Source organism: Halobellus rufus (assembly GCF_000739575.1).
In the GTDB taxonomy this organism is placed as follows: Archaea; Halobacteriota; Halobacteria; order Halobacteriales; family Haloferacaceae; genus Haloquadratum; species Haloquadratum rufum.
On sequence record NZ_BBJO01000013.1, the window covers coordinates 73,325 to 88,651 of the forward strand.

The 15,327-nt window shown below is 70.6% G+C and carries 16 protein-coding genes; 8 read left to right on the forward strand and 8 right to left on the reverse strand.

What is annotated here, in order from left to right; translation table 11 throughout:
• Position 1: 1 nt before the first annotated feature.
• From ACP99_RS06600 to ACP99_RS06625, 6 genes are all read right to left on the reverse strand, one after another.
• Positions 2 to 466: a DUF7285 family protein gene (locus ACP99_RS06600; protein ID WP_049985838.1), complete on the reverse strand. Its 465-nt coding sequence runs from the start codon at positions 464 to 466 to the stop codon at positions 2 to 4.
• A complete protein-coding gene (locus tag ACP99_RS06605; protein ID WP_049985839.1) occupies positions 444 to 923 on the reverse strand; it encodes a DUF7283 family protein in 480 nt (159 codons plus the stop codon). The genes ACP99_RS06600 and ACP99_RS06605 overlap by 23 nt, the downstream gene beginning before the upstream one ends.
• A gap of 72 nt (positions 924 to 995) precedes the next feature.
• The gene (locus ACP99_RS06610) at positions 996 to 2,768 is read right to left on the reverse strand and encodes a hypothetical protein (RefSeq protein WP_049985840.1); all 1,773 of its coding nucleotides are present in this window, start codon (positions 2,766 to 2,768) and stop codon (positions 996 to 998) included.
• The gene (locus ACP99_RS06615; protein ID WP_049985841.1) at positions 2,768 to 4,822 is read right to left on the reverse strand and encodes a type II/IV secretion system ATPase subunit; all 2,055 of its coding nucleotides are present in this window, start codon (positions 4,820 to 4,822) and stop codon (positions 2,768 to 2,770) included. Before ACP99_RS06615 ends, ACP99_RS06610 begins: the two co-directional genes overlap by 1 nt.
• 92 nt (positions 4,823 to 4,914) lie before the next feature.
• On the reverse strand, positions 4,915 to 5,376 hold the full coding sequence (locus tag ACP99_RS06620) for a DUF7311 family protein (RefSeq protein ID WP_049985842.1): 462 nt from the start codon (positions 5,374 to 5,376) through the stop codon (positions 4,915 to 4,917).
• Positions 5,373 to 5,870, reverse strand: a complete 498-nt coding sequence (locus ACP99_RS06625; protein ID WP_049985843.1) for a DUF7310 family coiled-coil domain-containing protein — start codon at positions 5,868 to 5,870, stop codon at positions 5,373 to 5,375. Before ACP99_RS06625 ends, ACP99_RS06620 begins: the two co-directional genes overlap by 4 nt.
• 73 nt (positions 5,871 to 5,943) lie before the next feature.
• On the opposite strand from ACP99_RS06625, the gene ACP99_RS06630 reads away from it, so the two are divergent.
• The gene (locus ACP99_RS06630; protein WP_049985844.1) at positions 5,944 to 7,032 is read left to right on the forward strand and encodes a tubulin/FtsZ family protein; all 1,089 of its coding nucleotides are present in this window, start codon (positions 5,944 to 5,946) and stop codon (positions 7,030 to 7,032) included.
• Between the two features lie 25 nt (positions 7,033 to 7,057).
• On the opposite strand, the gene ACP99_RS06635 is transcribed toward ACP99_RS06630, so the two are convergent.
• Positions 7,058 to 8,407: an alkaline phosphatase family protein gene (locus ACP99_RS06635; protein ID WP_049985845.1), complete on the reverse strand. Its 1,350-nt coding sequence runs from the start codon at positions 8,405 to 8,407 to the stop codon at positions 7,058 to 7,060.
• 135 nt (positions 8,408 to 8,542) lie between these two features.
• Between ACP99_RS06635 and ACP99_RS06640 the strand changes: the two genes are divergently transcribed.
• The 3 genes from ACP99_RS06640 to ACP99_RS06650 are packed head-to-tail and all read left to right on the forward strand — an operon-like array spanning position 8,543 to position 11,319.
• Positions 8,543 to 9,004, forward strand: coding sequence for a DUF5788 family protein (locus ACP99_RS06640; RefSeq protein WP_049985846.1), 462 nt, complete (start codon positions 8,543 to 8,545; stop codon positions 9,002 to 9,004).
• Positions 9,004 to 10,770, forward strand: a complete 1,767-nt coding sequence (gene polX, locus ACP99_RS06645; RefSeq protein ID WP_049985847.1) for a DNA polymerase/3'-5' exonuclease PolX — start codon at positions 9,004 to 9,006, stop codon at positions 10,768 to 10,770. Before ACP99_RS06640 ends, polX begins: the two co-directional genes overlap by 1 nt.
• 15 nt (positions 10,771 to 10,785) lie before the next feature.
• Positions 10,786 to 11,319, forward strand: coding sequence for a Mut7-C RNAse domain-containing protein (locus tag ACP99_RS06650; RefSeq protein WP_049985848.1), 534 nt, complete (start codon positions 10,786 to 10,788; stop codon positions 11,317 to 11,319).
• Positions 11,320 to 11,351: 32 nt separating this feature from the next.
• Here the strand turns inward: ACP99_RS06650 and ACP99_RS06655 are convergent, their stop codons facing one another.
• Complete coding sequence (locus ACP99_RS06655; RefSeq protein WP_049985849.1) at positions 11,352 to 12,299, reverse strand: DUF7139 domain-containing protein; 948 nt, start codon at positions 12,297 to 12,299, stop codon at positions 11,352 to 11,354.
• Positions 12,300 to 12,449: 150 nt separating this feature from the next.
• Here ACP99_RS06655 and ACP99_RS06660 point away from each other — a divergent pair, with 150 nt between their 5' ends.
• The 4 genes from ACP99_RS06660 to ACP99_RS06675 all read left to right on the forward strand — a co-directional run bounded on the left by ACP99_RS06660 (position 12,450) and on the right by ACP99_RS06675 (position 15,172).
• A complete protein-coding gene (locus ACP99_RS06660; protein WP_049985850.1) occupies positions 12,450 to 12,731 on the forward strand; it encodes a DUF5789 family protein in 282 nt (93 codons plus the stop codon).
• 14 nt (positions 12,732 to 12,745) lie between these two features.
• Positions 12,746 to 13,435, forward strand: coding sequence for a CPBP family glutamic-type intramembrane protease (locus ACP99_RS06665; protein WP_156105618.1), 690 nt, complete (start codon positions 12,746 to 12,748; stop codon positions 13,433 to 13,435).
• A gap of 97 nt (positions 13,436 to 13,532) precedes the next feature.
• Positions 13,533 to 13,982 carry a DUF302 domain-containing protein gene (locus ACP99_RS06670; protein WP_049985851.1) on the forward strand — a complete coding sequence of 150 codons (450 nt, stop codon included), beginning with the start codon at positions 13,533 to 13,535 and terminating at the stop codon, positions 13,980 to 13,982.
• Positions 13,983 to 14,338: 356 nt separating this feature from the next.
• Complete coding sequence (locus ACP99_RS06675) at positions 14,339 to 15,172, forward strand: MBL fold metallo-hydrolase (RefSeq protein ID WP_049985852.1); 834 nt, start codon at positions 14,339 to 14,341, stop codon at positions 15,170 to 15,172.
• Positions 15,173 to 15,327 lie beyond the last annotated feature (155 nt).

Below are 15,327 nucleotides of genomic sequence, written 5' to 3' on the forward strand. Positions count from 1 at the left end.
CTCATCGCCACATCCAGACCCTGAGCGTTCCCCAGACGACGTTGCCGTCGGCCGTCGCGACGCTCACCGGTCGCTCGGCAGTGTCGACGTTCGTTGCGGGGGCGACCCCGTTCCCGGAGCCGGACTCGGGCGGCCGACGACCGTTCGTCCACGTGCCCTTCGGCGCCGTTACCGCGACGGCGACGAGGTAGCCGTCGGGCGTCGCGGGACCGTCGCGCGGGAGGCCGACCGGCGAGACGACGCCGCCCTCGCTGACCTCGTCGTACACGCGTTCGAGCGTCGGCTCCGCGAGCGCGTTCGTCGTCTCACCCGGCGTCACCGCACCGAGCGTCGTCGCGTACAGCGAGATTCCGGTACAGACAGCGAACAGCGCGATCAGGGCGACGAGCGGCGTCGTCTGCGCCCGCGACGCACCGGGTGTAGCACGTCCGAAGACGGCGCGCTCACGCGTCGACGAGGACGACATCCACACCTCCCCAAGACAGCCGTCGAACGACCAGCGTGCGTTCGACGGGTCGCCACGGTGCCTCGCTCGCATCGGCGCGGGCCGCGACGACGGCCTGTCTGAACGCCTCCGGCGACTCGAACGCCCGTTCGGGCGGCGTCCCGTGGAGGACGTTCCGCAGCGGAGAGTCCCCCACGGGGACGGGCGTGACCGGGCCGAACGAGAGCGTCGCGTGAGCCGTCCCCGACTCGGATCTGAGCGCGATCCGCCGCGTCCCGAGTCGGATCTCTTCGGCGTCGAGCGGGTGCTCGCCGGTGGCGGCGAACTCGGCGGCGGCGACGCGGTCCACCGTCGCGCCGGCCGCGCCCGCGTCCGGCGGCGGTGCCGTGGGAAGCCCGGCCGCCGCGCCAACGAGCGCGACGCCCGCCAGCGACAGGCCGATCCAGCCGTACCACGCGTCCAGGGTCAGTTCGAACATAGCGCGGTTGGCCGCGGGTTCGTATATAAACGCTCGCCCGTGCATTCGCGGAATCGACCCGCCGCACCGGGCTCAGAACAGCATCGACGCGCCCAGGTACGCGACGAGGTACGTCGCCGTCGCCGACAGGAGCGCGAGGCCGGTTCGATAGCCCGCGAGCGAGCGGTCCAGCCCCCGATCGAGCCCGGTCGCGACGACCGTGAGGACCGCCGCGAGCGCGAGCACGTAGACGCCGACGGCCGCGCCGAGAGTCGCCGGATCGAGCGTGGCGACGCCGGGCGCACCGGCCCCGGCGAGCGACGAGCCCGCTCCCGGCCTCGATTCTGCGGCCGCCATCTGCGTCGCCATCGCGACGGTCGCACCGCCGACCAACGGGCCGAAAAGCGCCGCCGTGTGCCCCAGCGTCCCGGTGATCGCTGCCAGCTCGCGACGCGCCTCGTCCTCGACGCGCCGGAGTTCCGTGAGGTGATCGGCCAGCCGAACGAGCGTCCGCCCCGCCGGTCTGCCCTCCGCGGCCGCGACCGAGAGCAGCGACGCCGTCGCTCGCGCGCGTCGGCTGGGTAGGTCGCGGAGCGCACCGTACTCCCCCAGGAACGCCTCCTCGACGCCGACGCGGAGCCGTCGCTGCACGCCCGCCGCCGCCTCGAAGACGTCGCTCGTCCGTCCGGTCGTCGCGTCCGCGGCCGGCTCGATCGCGGTCTCGACGGCCTCGCCGGCACCGACCCGTCGACCGACGACGGCCGTCGCGTCCGCCAGCCCGGCCTCCACGGCGCTGACGTCCCGGCGGACGGCCGCCATCGGCCGGTAGTGAGCGACGAGTGCGGCACCGGCCCCGGTCCCCGCGGCGGCGACGGGCGCGGCCCACGAAGCGACGGCCGATCCGCAGACGAACCCGAGCCCGGCACCGAGGACGCCCGCGACGACCCCGCGCGTCGGGTCCGAGGGCACGTCCGGGTGCGCCGCCGTCACGCGCGGCGGGGCGATCGCGATCGGGCGTCGGAGGAGCAGCCACGCGCCCGCGCCGACGAGCCCTACCGGAAGCAGGACGTCGTAGAGGACGACGAAGACCGAGGCGGGAACCGTCACGCCGCCGGCGCGGGCGGCGGGCAGCACGCCGACGAGCGCGAGCGGCAGCAGGACGCCGAAGGCGTAGATCCCGCTGGCCGGTCCGCGGACGTCTCCGGCGAACTCGGCCATCTCCGTTCGCGCCCCGTCCAGTACAGTCTCCAGCGCGCGGTCGAGCGCCTGCTCGCGCTCCTCGGACGGGGCTTCGACCGCGGCCGAGAGCAGCGCGAGCGACCGTTCGAGCGCCGGGAACCACGAGCGCCACTCCGCGGCGAAGGCGTCGAATCCGGCCGCCGGCCCCGATCGGGTCCGCTCGGCGTGTGCCGCGAGGCTCCGCGCGAGCGGCCCCGCGCCCGTCTGCGCGGCAAAGACCGCGGCCCGCTCCGGCGTCGCGTCGAGCCGGAGCCTGAGCGCCGCGCGGGCGACGAGCGCGGGGGCGTCGCCGAGCGCGCGGGTCCGTCTGAGCGTGGCCGCCGCGACCGGCAGTCGGTGGACGACGTGCGTCGCCCCGAGGCCGATTCCGGCGGCCGCCGGGACGGACGCCGGAATCGGGAGCGTCGGGAGGGACACGACGAGTGCGCAGAGTGCGAATACGGCGACGGGGACGGCGGCGACGTATCCGGCGCGAACGACCGTCTCGGCGCGGAGATCGCTGCCGAGAAACGCCAGCGAGCGGTGCAGCTCGTCGGTCGGGTCGACGTCCCCCGGGTACCGCTCTGCGAGCGCTCGGGTGACGCGACGGAGTCGCGCACCGCCGTCGGCCCGGATCGGCGACCCCATCACAGTCCCCCGCGACGGCTCCTGTCGCACGCCTCTGGCGTCGTCAGCGACGCCGACGCGAGTCGGTCGAACCGGCCGGCCGTCCGGTCGAGACGGGCGAGCAGGTCGCCGTACGACTCGCCGTCGCCGCAGAGCCGCTCGAAGACCGCGCTGTCACCGCGTTCCACTGTTCCCGTCGACCGCAACGTCCCGCCCCGGCGCTCGAACAGCGGAACGAACGTCGATTGTTCGCCCGCCGTCCACACCTCCTCGATGGCCGCGACGTGCCGGGAGTCGCCCTCGCGGGCGCAGGTGACGACGAGGTCTGTCGCGCCGAACGAGGAGGCCGGCACGCCGAGGTCGGAGACGACGCGCTCGCGGACCGCCGCGGCCGAGTCGCCGTGGATCGTCCCGAGCACCGCGTGGCCGTGCGCGCCGACGCGCATCGCCTCGTAGAGGGACCGCGCCTCCCCGCCCCTGACCTCGCCGACGACGAGCGCGCCGTCGCCGAGCCTGAGCGCCGTCCGCAGCGCGTCGGTCGGCGAGAATCCGGTCTCGGCGCCGGGGTCGGTGTGCAACGCCTGCACGTCTCGGCCGCGCGCCCGGAGCGACTCGACCGGCAGCTCCGGCGTGTCCTCGATGCTCACGAGCCGCGTCGTCGACGGGAGTTCCCAAAGGAGGGCTCTGAGGAGCGTCGTCTTCCCGGCTCCGCGCGTGCCGGCGACGATGGTCGCCGCGCCGCTCGCGACCGCGAGCGAGAGGAACGCCGCGGCGTCGGCCGGAAGCGACCCCGCCGAGACGAGTCGGGGGAGCGTCCACGCGTCGTCGTCGCCGGCGCGGAACGCGAATCCGAGGCCGTCGCTGGCGGGCGCGGTCACGCCCGCGACGCGGATCCGACGACCCGTCTCGGCGACGACCGAGGCGTCGAGCGTCGGGGCGCTGCGGGAGAACGCGCGGCCGCTCTCGCGCCGGAAACGGGAGGCGAGCGAGGCCGCCCCCTCGGGTGTGAGGCGGACGTTCGTCGGCAGGCGATCGCCGTCGACGACGACGCGGACGGGCGCGTCCGCCACCGGCGCGGAGACGACGACGTCGGAGACTCGGTCGTCGGCGAAGAAGTGCTCGAAGACGCCGAGCCCGCGGGTGTGACGGTCGAGGACGGCCGCGAGCGTCTCGATCGGTTCGTCGGCGTCGGCGACCCGTCGGACCGCCCGGCCTGCCGCGCGGGAGCCGCCCTCGACGGAGCCGGTTGCCAGAATCCGGTACGCCGCCGCCAGCGTCGCGGTCGCGTCGGCCGCGAGGCCGTGTGCCGTCGGCGCTAGATGATACAGCGGGCCGTCGGCGGTGTCGCACTGCCGGACCACCGCGCCGGTCGAGAGCGTGCGCGACTCCAGGAGCACGGCCGCTTCCGGCGGACGTGCCGTCACCCGGGCCCGAGAGACCGTCGGGCCGACGTACGCGGCGAGCGCATCGCGGTAGCGGTCCGATGATCGGTCGGCTGACGGGTCTCCGGGGGCGTCCCCGAACCGGTCGGCTCCCGCCGCCAGTCCCGACTCGGCCGCGATTCGCGAGAGCGCCCCGGCGCGGCCGGTCGCCAGGCGAGCCGCCCCGAGCGGGTCCGTGCGGGCGCGCTCGGCCAGCGACTCGTCGTGGACGCGGGCGCGTTCGGCGAACCGGCCCGCGGCGAGCAGCAGGCCGACCGCGCCGTCGTCGTAGGCGCGTTCGACGCCGTCCGAGCGCGTGCGAACCACGTCGACGTCGCGGTCTTCCAGCGCCGCGACGACCGTCGCCCGACAGCCGGGGCTCGTCTCTAAGGCGCCGTTCCCGGGGCACGACGCGGCGTCGACGACGAGCGCCCGTCGGTCCGAAACTCCCGTTCCGGTCGGACGCTCGAAAGACGGACGACAGCGACACGCATCGGCGGTTTGAGGGATTTCGGTGGCCGCCGTAGGCTCGCTTCGTTCGCCGCCGTCGGCTGCCAAGCCCAACGCGGCGGTGAACCGCTCGGCGGTCGCGGTGACGCCGGTGAGCACCGAGCCGGAACCGGCCGCGGGGTCGTCGTCGCGGGTCGAAGTCATAGCGCCGGTGGCCGCGCCTTCGCATATAAACCCTCGTCGCGATCAGTTCGCGGTCTGTCGGCCGGTTCTCGATCTGTCGGCCAGCCGGCACCTCACACGCGCGTGACGACGAGCACGGGTTCCCCGCCATCGAGGACGAGTGCGAGCGAAACCGTATGCCGCCCGGTCGCCTCGAAGACGACGGGGCCGTCGGGCGTCCGCACCGGAACGGGAAGCGAGAGGCCCCGGAGTCGGGTCGACCCGGTGGTCGACTCGGAGGCGACGAGGGAGCGGTTCCCCGGCCCGCCCGGTTTCCCGCCGACCGCGAGGAACGACGGCCGGGCGGTCGTCAGCGACGCGCTCGGGAGCCGGATCGCCACCCGCCGCGTCGCCGCGTGCGCCCGCGTCGGCGTCGCGTCCTCGCTCGTCGCGAGCGCCGCTCCGGCGCGTTCGATCCGATCGACTGCAGCGGCCAGTTCCCGGTCGGTGCCGGCGGCCCGCGCGTCGTCGACTGCGGGCGCGACGGTCGAGAACGTCGCGACGGTCAGCACGGCCGCGACGACCAACCGGATCACTGGAGCGCGTCGCGGAGCCGCGTCGCCAACGACCCGCTATCCCCGTCCGAACGGCCCGGTTCCGGCTCTGCGGCGGCGGCCGACTCCTCGGCGCGAGCGGGGGCACCGTCGGCTGCGTCGCGCGCGGGACGCTGTGGCCTCTCGCTCGTCCCTTCAAGACGCTCGCGAACGAGCCCGTCGTCAGCCGGTTCGAGCTCCCGCTCCAGCGACTCGACCTTCGCGAGCGCGATCGACGCGCGGCGCTCGACCGCATCGTCGACGGCGTCGACGCCGCCGAGGAGCGCGCGGACGGCGTCGAGTTCGGCCTCCACCGACGCCACCCGACGTTCGAGCGCATCGACGTCCGCTTTGGAAGCTTCGGTCGCGTTGGTCGCGTCGGTGGCGTCGGCCTCGGCCCGGTCGATGCCGTCGTCGACGGATTTCGATTCGGCGTCCTCGTCGGACGCGAACTCCCGCGCCGCGGTCGGATCAGTCGCTTCGGCTGGCGTCGTCATACCGCGGGTGGTCCCCTCTTCCCTTATAAACACGAGCACCAACGTTGAAGGTCTCTCTCGGAGAGACACGAGTATGAAGTCCGTCCTGATTGGTGTCGGCCAGGCCGGCGGGAAACTCTCCCGCGAACTGGTCGAGTTCGACGAGCGGATGGGGTTCGGTGCCGTCCGCGGTGCCGTCGCGGTCAACACCGCGCAGGCAGACCTCAGTTCCCTCCCCTTCGAGACCGTGCTCGTGGGCCAAGACCGCGTGAAAGGCCAAGGCGTCGGCGGCGACAACGAACTCGGTGCCGAGGTGATGCAGTCGGACATCCGGGAGGTGCTCTCGGCGCTCGACGGCCGGATCGGGGCAGAGACCGAATCGATCTTCGTCGTCGCCGGGCTGGGCGGCGGCACCGGCAGCGGCGGCGCACCCGTCGTCGCGAAGGAACTCAAGCGCATCTACGACGTCCCCGTCTACGGGCTCGGAATCCTCCCCGGTCGCGACGAGGGATCGATGTACCAGGTCAACGCCGGCCGGTCGCTGAAGACGTTCGCCCGCGAGGCCGACTCCCTGCTGCTGGTCGACAACGACGCGTTCCGCTCGGCCGGCGAGAGCGTCACCGAGGGCTTCGACTCGATCAACCGGGAGATCGCGAAGCGAGTCGGACTGCTGCTCGCCGCCGGCGAGTCCGTCGAGGGCGTCGCCGAGAGCGTCGTCGACTCCTCGGAGATCATCAACACCCTCCGGAACGGCTCGATCGCGGCGCTCGGTTACGCCGCCGCGGACGCCGCGCCCGAGGCCGAGGAGAACATCAACGCCGTGATGAGCACGACCCGACGCGCGCTGCTGACGGGGTCGAGCCTGCCGGACGCGACCGACGCCGACGCCGCACTCGTCGTCGTCGCGGGCGAGCAGGACGCCGTTCCGCGGAAGGGCGTCGAGCGCGCCCGGCGCTGGGTCGAAGAGGAGACGGGGAGCCTCCAGGTCCGCGGCGGCGACTTCCCCCTGTCGAGCGACCGGATCGCTGTGCTGATCCTCCTCGGCGGCATCGAGCGCTCCGAGCGTCTGGACGACTTTATGCAGCGGGCGAAGGAGGCGCAGGAACAGGAAGCGACCGCGGAGGCGAAGCCGGACAACCCCGGCGACGTGTGGGCCAACGACGACCTCGACAACCTGCTCTAACTGTCGGTGAGAGGCGTCGGGAGCCCTACTGCTGCAGCAGGCTCGCGCCGTCGAACTCCGCGCGGGCGTAGTCGACCTCCATCAGATCCAGAATCGTCGGCGCGATGTCGTAGAGGTCCGCGTCGGTGATCTCCACGTCGGGATCGTCGACGAACAGCGACGCGTTGTCGAAGCTGTGCATCCCGTTTCGGGGGCCCTTCCCGAACACGTCCTCGTGGCCCTTGAACCCGGATTTGAGATCGAAGCCGTGGTTGGGGACGACGACGAGGTCCGGCGCGATGTCGTCGTGGTCGCCGCGGAAGGCGTCCTCCTTCTCGACGACGCGGGCCGCGACCTTCTCCCCGTCCGGCCCTTCGAGCGCTTCGAGGTCGGCTTTGAGTTCCGCCCGGACCGCCTCGTAGTCGTCCTCGGGGACGCTGCCGCGCGGTTCGCGGCCTTCGAGGTTGATGTAGAACCGCCCGGGGATCAGCGAGTACGCGCGCGTGTCGTCGTCGATGTCGCCGAGTTCGTCGTGGTCGTCGTCCTCGTAGGAGAGCCAGCCCTCCTCTTCGAGCCACGCGTTGCAGTGGACCTCGTAGTCCAGCGAGGTGAAGCCGTGGTCCGAGGCGACGACGAGCGTCACGTCCTCCGGCAGCGACTCGCGGATCTTCCCGACGTACTCGTCGACCGCCTCGTAGAACTCCAAGAAGGCGTCTCTGTTCTCGCCGTCGCGCTCGTAGTCCTCGAAGAGGAAGTGGTTCACCCGGTCGGTCGTCATGAAGACGCCGAAGAAGAGGTCCCAGTCGTCCCGACCGAGGACGGACTCGAACGCCTCGTACCGCCTGTCGAGCGTCTCGTGAGCGTTCTCGACGAACTCGCTCTTGTCGTCGTCGTGGCCGAGTTTGGCGTTGACGTCGATGCGGTAGTTCATCGAGTCGAGTTCGTCGCGGAACTCCTCGGGGTGGGCTGCCTTCTTCACGCTCGGCGAGAGAAAGCCCGAGACCATCCGCTGGACGTTCCGCTGCGGCGGGAACGTCACGGGGACGTTCATCACGCTGGCCTGTCGCCCGTCGTCGGTCACGCGGTCCCACAGGCGCGTCGCCTGCACGTCCCGGCCCATCGGAACGTAGGTGTCGTAGGAGCCGTTCTCGCGGTCCTGAAAGCCGTATACTCCCGTCTCTCCCGGGTTCACGCCAGTCGTCAGCGACGGCCAGCAGGCGGAGGACTCCGGCGGGACGATGCTCTCGATCGCGCCGGCGCTGCCCTCCTCGGCGAGCGCGGCGAAGTTCGGAAAGCGCTCGGGGTTATCGGCGAGGAGACTGAAGGGTACGCCGTCGATACCGATGAAGGCGACGCGCGGGTGGTCTTCCCCGCGCAGCCGGTCGAACAATCCCATACCGTCCGTATTCCCCCGTGAGTCATAAGAAGTTTCGTCTCCGCGCGAACGTCTGCCGGCGTCTGCGACGCGTCGGTCGCGGCCGTCTGCGGCGAAGGAGCGAAGTACGCGCCGCCACTATGACGGGCAAGAGCCGTGAAGGAGTTCCAGCGAAAGCAGCTGTTGGAGCGCGTCAACCGCGAGGCCGCGACCGTCGGCGCGGAGATCCCCGACGCGATCGACGTCCAGGGCGAGGAGGTCGACCTCCGCGAGTTCGTCTTCGAGATCAAGCGTCGCGACACTGTCCCCGCGAGCGAACGCGACCGCGTCGAGGAGGCGAAGCGGAACCTCCGCCGGGAGCGCCGCCAGCGACTCCAGCAGATCGAGGACGGAGAGATCAGCTACGAGAGGGGAGAGTTCCTCGCCGAGAGCATCATCGGCATCGACAGAGCGCTGAACGCGCTCGAACAGCTCCGCCCGGTCGACCTCGAACAGGAGGCGACGGTGCAGGCGACCGCAGACCAGAAGCGCTGGATGCGCTTCCTGAAGCAGGCGCTCGGCCGCGAGGACGTCAGTAGCAGTCCCGGCGGCGGGCGCGGGTCGGGAGGCGGGCGGTAGTGACCCGCAACGCCGAGGTCGCCCGACAGCTCGAACTGTTCGCGGACCTGCTCGAAGCCGACGGCGTCGAGTACAAGCCGAACGTCTACCGCCGGGCCGCCGAGAACATCCGCGAGCACCACGAGCCGATCGAGGCGCTGGCGGCTGAGGGCGAGGCGGCCGTCGAGGAGATCGATGGCGTCGGCGACGCCATCTCCTCGAAGGTCGTCGAGTACGTCGAGACCGGCGAGATCGGCGAGTTGGAGGCGCTGCGCGAGAATCTCCCGGTCGACATCGAGGCGCTCACTCGCGTCGAGGGCGTCGGTCCCAAGACCGTCGGCGCGCTCTACGAGGCGCTCGGGATCACGACGCTCGACGAACTCGCGGCGGCGGCCGAGGAGGGTCGGATTCAGGACGTGAAGGGGTTCGGCGCGAAGACGGAGCAGAACATCCGCGAGAACATCGAGTTCGCTCGACGGGCGAGGGAACGCGAGCGACTCGGCGACGCCCTGCCGCTCGCGGAGGACGTCCTCGCACACTTGCGGGGGGTCGACGCGGTCGACCGGGCCGACGTCGCGGGGTCGATCCGGCGCTGGCGCGACACGATCGGCGACGTCGACGTCCTCGTCGCCTCCGAATCCGGCGAGCGGGTCGTCGACGCGTTCGTCGAGTGGTCCGCCGCGAGCGACGTCATCGAGGCGGGCGAGCACAAGGCGGGCATCCGCATCGACGGGATCCGCATCGACCTGCGCGTGGTCGTCCCCGAGGAGTTCGGCGCGGCGCTGCAGTACTTCACCGGCAGCAAGGATCACAACGTCGAACTCCGGAACGTCGCGATCGGGCGCGACCTGAAGATGAACGAGTACGGCGTCTTCGACGTCTCCGGAGTCGACGACCCCGACGCGGACCAGCGGGTCGGCGAGCGGATCGCCGGCGAGACCGAGGAGTCGATGTACGCGGCGCTGGACCTGCCGCTCATCCCGCCGGAGATCCGCGAGGGGACCGGCGAAATCGACGCTGCGCGCGAGGGGACGCTGCCCGACCTACTCGAAGAGGGCGACGTCCGCGGCGACCTCCACACGCACACCGACTGGTCCGACGGCCGCGCGTCGATCGAGGAGATGGTCGACGCCGCGGCGGAACGCGGCTACGACTACTACGCCGTGACGGACCACGCCAGCGGCCCCGGGATGGTTGGCGGCGTGGGGCTCTCGGACGCGGAGCTACGGGAGCAGGCGGACGCGGTCGAGTCGGTTCGTGTGTCCCTCCGAGAGAACCCGGACGCGGACCTGAAACTCCTCCACGGCGTCGAGACCAACATCGACGCGGAGGGCGGTCTCTCGACGGGCGATGACCTGCTCGGGGATCTCGATATCGTCGTCGCGTCGCCGCACGCCGCGCTCGGACAGGATCGGGAGACGGCCACGGATCGGCTCGTCCGCGCCGTCGAACACCCGAGCGTCGACGTTCTGGGTCACCCCACCGGACGCCTCATCAACGAGCGCGAGGGGCTCGACCTCGACGTCGCGCGCCTCGCCGAGGCGGCGGCCGACGCCGGGACGGCCATCGAGATCAACGCCGACCCGGCCCGTCTGGACCTGTGGGGCGAACTCGTCCGCGTCGCTATCGAGAGCGGCGCGACGATCGCCGTCGACACCGACGCCCACGCGCCCGGCGCGCTCGACTACGTCCGCTACGGCGTCCACACCGCCCGCCGGGGCTGGTGCGAGGGGAGCGACGTGCTTAACACGTGGGACGTCGCCGATCTCGAGGCGTTCCTGCACTGACTGGCACCGAGACCAATGAGCGCGACGTCCGAGCGACTCCTCGTCGACGCGATGTGCGGGAAGTTGGCCACGTATCTGCGGATGTGCGGCTACGACGCGGCGTACGTGCTCGACCGGGGCGGCGAGAGGGGGACAGATACCGACTCCGGACCCGCGTCGGCGAGCGAGAGTCCGTCCGACGCCGAGATCGCGGCGTGGGCCGAGCGCTCGGGGCGGACGCTTCTCACGCGCGACGTCGACCTCGCGGCGCGAGTCGACGGCGCGGTGTTGCTGCAGAGCCGCGACGTGGTCGAACAGCTCGAAACCCTGTACGAAGCGGGGTTCGACCTGTCGCTCGCCGATCCGCCGTGCCGCTGCGGCGCGTGCAACGGGGAACTTCGGCGTGTGGCCAGCGAGGAGTCGCTGTTCGACGCCGACGCGTCACTTCCGACCGGTGCGCCCGATCCCGTAGAAACGCCGTGCTGGCGGTGTCGCGACTGCGGGCAGGTGTTCTGGAAGGGGAGCCACTGGGACGACGTGGCCGCGACGCTCGCGCGCGTCAGGAAGTGAGGTGAGGCCGACAGACAGTGAGGCGACCGATCTCACCGATCGGGCCGCGGCGTCCACTCTTCGCAGGGGTCCATATCGTCCATCAGTTCCTCGTGGGCGGCGCAGTAGGGTTGGATCCCCGAGTCGGTCCGGACGTACTCGAAGTGCGCGCAGTTGCCGCAGTAGCTGTCGGCCGCGTCGAAGCCTCCTCCTCCGGACGGGCCCGCGGTCGACTGCGGGGGCGACGTCCCCCCTGACGCCGAGGGAGACTGCGACTGCCGAGAGGGTCGCGACGGCGATTCGGTCTGCGTCCCCGACCCGGACGCGGAGTCGTCGAGCGGCGAGGAGATCACCTCCGCGTCGCTCCCGCCGTCGGAGGCCGCCCCCGACCCCGCGCTGCCGGTCTGCGTCTCGACGTCGCCGTCGGGCGTGCCGCCGAAGAACCCGATGCCGCCGAAGCCGCCCCGGGAGCGCTCGACGGGGACGTAGCGCGTCTCCTGTCTGCGCGTCACGTTCACCATCGCGGTACCACCTGGGTCGTTGCGCGTCTTGAAGTTCGCGACGCCGGCGAACAGACACCAGAAGGTGAGCATCGCGCCGAGGAAGTAGATGCCGACCGTCGGGAGCGTCAGGTTCGGGGTGCTGTCGGCGCAGAGCGACCCCGACCAGTGGCAGGGGTACGCGTACGTGAAGAGCGCGACGCCGACGAGGGCGATGCCGGCCCCGACGACCGCCGCGGCCTTCGTGAGCCGCCCCGACGGGAGCACGGCGAAGATACCGAGGAACACCGCCGGGATCCCGACGCCCGCGAGGACGGCACCGAGCTGTCGTTTCGCCGTCAGCGCCGCGATGTCCGACCCGTAGAGGAGCCCGGTGGTGGCGACGACGATCCCCGAGACGACGAGGAGGGACCCGGCGAGAAACAGCCCCAATCCGAAGAGCAGTCGGCGGAGGCTCGCCCCCGTTTGCTTTCCCCTGTAGACCTCCGAGAGACTGGGCATACCGGCCTTTCGTGGCCACCACACAAAACGATGCGTCAGACGGGCGCACGACGTTGGCGGAGCGGGCGCGCCCCGACGCGTAGGCTCCGACTCGCGGAGTCAGCAGGGCGTGTCGAAGGGATTATTGTCAGCGATGGCAAATCGACGCCTATGACAGACGAGGAGGAATCCGAGGGCCCCGTCGTCGAACTCGGCGAGGAGACGCCCGTCGAGGGCCAGCCGCTCGCGCGCGTCGCCGCGCGCCTCACGTGGCCCCACGAGATGAGCCGAATCATCGCTCAGGAGGGCGACAGCGTCATCAGGACGCCGTCCGGCCCGCAGACGCTCTCGGACGTGCTCGAAGAGGTCGACGAGACGTACGTCGACTCCCGGCAGACGTTCGTCTCGCTCGTCAGAGACGTCGTCGGCGACGGGCCCGTCGCGACCGAATAACGCCGCTCCCGACGGTGTCCGTCAACGCCCGCATCCGGACCGCCGTCGGCGGACTGAGCTGGCTCCAGCGGTCGCTCTTCGTCGGGCTCGTCCTCTCGGTTCTGTGGAGCACGTGGTCGGTCCCGCCATCGAGCCTCACCGCGCGCGTCGTCCGCGACGTGCTGTTGTTCCTCTTGATCCCGGCCAGTCTGGCGCTCTCGCACGGCCGTCGGCTCGGGTTCCGGGTCGATCGAACCGCCGTCCGCGACACGCTGCTGCTCGCGGCGTTCGTGTTGCCGTTCTATCTCGTCGGCTCGTCGCTGCCGAGCATCCGCGCGTACTACCCGATGTGGGAGACGACGACCGCCCTCGGGCAGTTCCTGCCGCACACGGTCCAACAGCTGCTCGTCGTCGTCGCCGCCGAGACCTACTACCGCGGACTGCTCTGCGTCGGCGTCAGCGACGAGTTCGGGTTCAAGAGCGTCTTCATCAGTCCCGTCGTCTACGCGCTGCACCACGTCGGCAAGCCGCCGATCGAACTGCTGCTCTCGGGCCCGACCGACGTCCTCTTCGGCGCGGTCGACTACCACAGCCAGTCGCTCTTGCCTTCCATCGTGGCCCACGGGCTCGGACTGACGCTCTTAGATTGGCTCACGCTCCACGATCCGCTGTTCCCGCCGGAGGACGTGTTAGCGGCGCTTCGGTGGCTCCCGGTCCCGTTGTGAATCCGTCGGTCGTCGTCCGGGGAACTGTCGACACCCAATCGTGTACAGTACATACAAGTGCATACTTTTTCATCGACGGACGCCGTAGGTCGACCCGATGACGCTACCAATCGATCCGAGCGCGATAGCCGCGGGCGACATCGGCGAGGAACGGGCGACCCTCCGGATGGAACACGAGGAGGCGATCGAACACGTCCGCGAGGCCTTCACGGACGCGGGCTTCGGCGTCGCGACCGAGTTCTCGGCCTCCGAGATGCTGAACGAGAAGGTCGACGCCGGCCGCGACCCCTACTACGTCCTCGGCGCGTGCAACCCGTCGATGGCGAACCGCGCGCTCGACGCAAGCGACAGGAAGATGGGCGGGCTGTTCCCGTGTAACGTCGTGATCTGGCAGGAAGAGCCCGGCGTGCAGACGGTCTATCACGTGAGCATAATGCGGATCGCCCGGCTCGTCGGGATGGCACCGAACGACGACGAGATGGCCGACATCATCTCGGACACGGGGGAGCTCGTCGACGAGGCGTTCGGGAACCTCGACGCCGAGTGAGGCGTCACCCGCCTTCGTCGGGCCCGTGCGGTGTCCACGAACCGAGACGACGCATCGTCGCGTCCATCTGTGAGAAGTGCGCCGTCTTCCTAGTTCGTGATGGCATAGCAGCAACGTCGGCGGTGTAAAGTAAGTGTCTTCTGTCGAGATAGTTGGTTGTGATTAGTGTCCACCCGATCGAAGATAGACGAATATACACTAATCACCAGTATAACAACCCAAACATATCTTTCTGACCGTTCTTTAGTTGTTCCGAGTAGAGAATCAACGAGATCTGACCTCGAAAGCGGACGGTCGCCGGCAGCCGGACGCCCCGCTTCGGAACACTTAGCCCGTCGCCGGTCACAGCGACACGTATGACGCGAAGCGACTGGGGAGACTGGCTCCCGCGCGCCGTCGAAGCAGCGGATCCGGAGACCGTCGCCGTCTGGTATCTCGGGTGTAACGGCTTCATTCTGAAGGGAAGCGAAGGCACGACCGTCGCCATCGACCCGTACCTCGGGACCGGCGACCCGCCGCGGACGATCCGGATGGTTCCGGTCCCCTTCGACCCCGAGGACGTCGCGGAGATGGACGCTGTCTTCGCCACGCACGAGCACACGGACCACACCCACGGGCCGAGTCAGGCCCCGATCTTGGAGAACACGGGCGCGACGTTCTACGCGCCCGACGACTCGCTGTCGGTCGCCTTCGACGACGAGGCGTGGCTCGACGAGTACGACCTCTCGGAGCCGCAGTTCACCGAGGTCGCGGAGGGCGACACGTACGAGGTCGGTGAGTTCACCGTCCACGTCGAGTTCTCCCACGACCCCGACTCGACGCACCCCGTCTCGTACGTCTTCGAGCACGAGTCGGGCACGTTCTTCCACGGCGGCGACACCAAGCCGCACGACGACTTCGCCGACCTCGGCGAGCGCTACGACATCGACCTCGGCGTGCTGGCGTTCGGCGTGGTCGGCAACATCCCGGACAAGCAGACGCGCGAGCCGGTTCGGACGCGCTGGTACTCGACGGAGAACGAGGCGGTCGAGGCGGCGTCGGACCTCCAGTTCGAGCGCTTCCTCCCGAGCCACTGGGACATGTGGAAGGGGATGACCTCGGATCCGAAGGTGCTGCACCACCACGCGCGGAGCTACGAGTACCCGCGGTCGCTGGAGATCACCGAGATCGGCGACCGCGTGGACCTGTAGTCGGTATCGCGGTCTTTCTACTAGCCAGTTGCAGTACGGGCGGCGCGGGCGAACGCACCGCGAACAGATGCGGCGGGATCCTCGCGAGCAGAGCGAGCGAGGGTAAGCCGCGTCCGTGAAGCCGAAGGCTGAACGGACGTGGCGGGATTCGAACC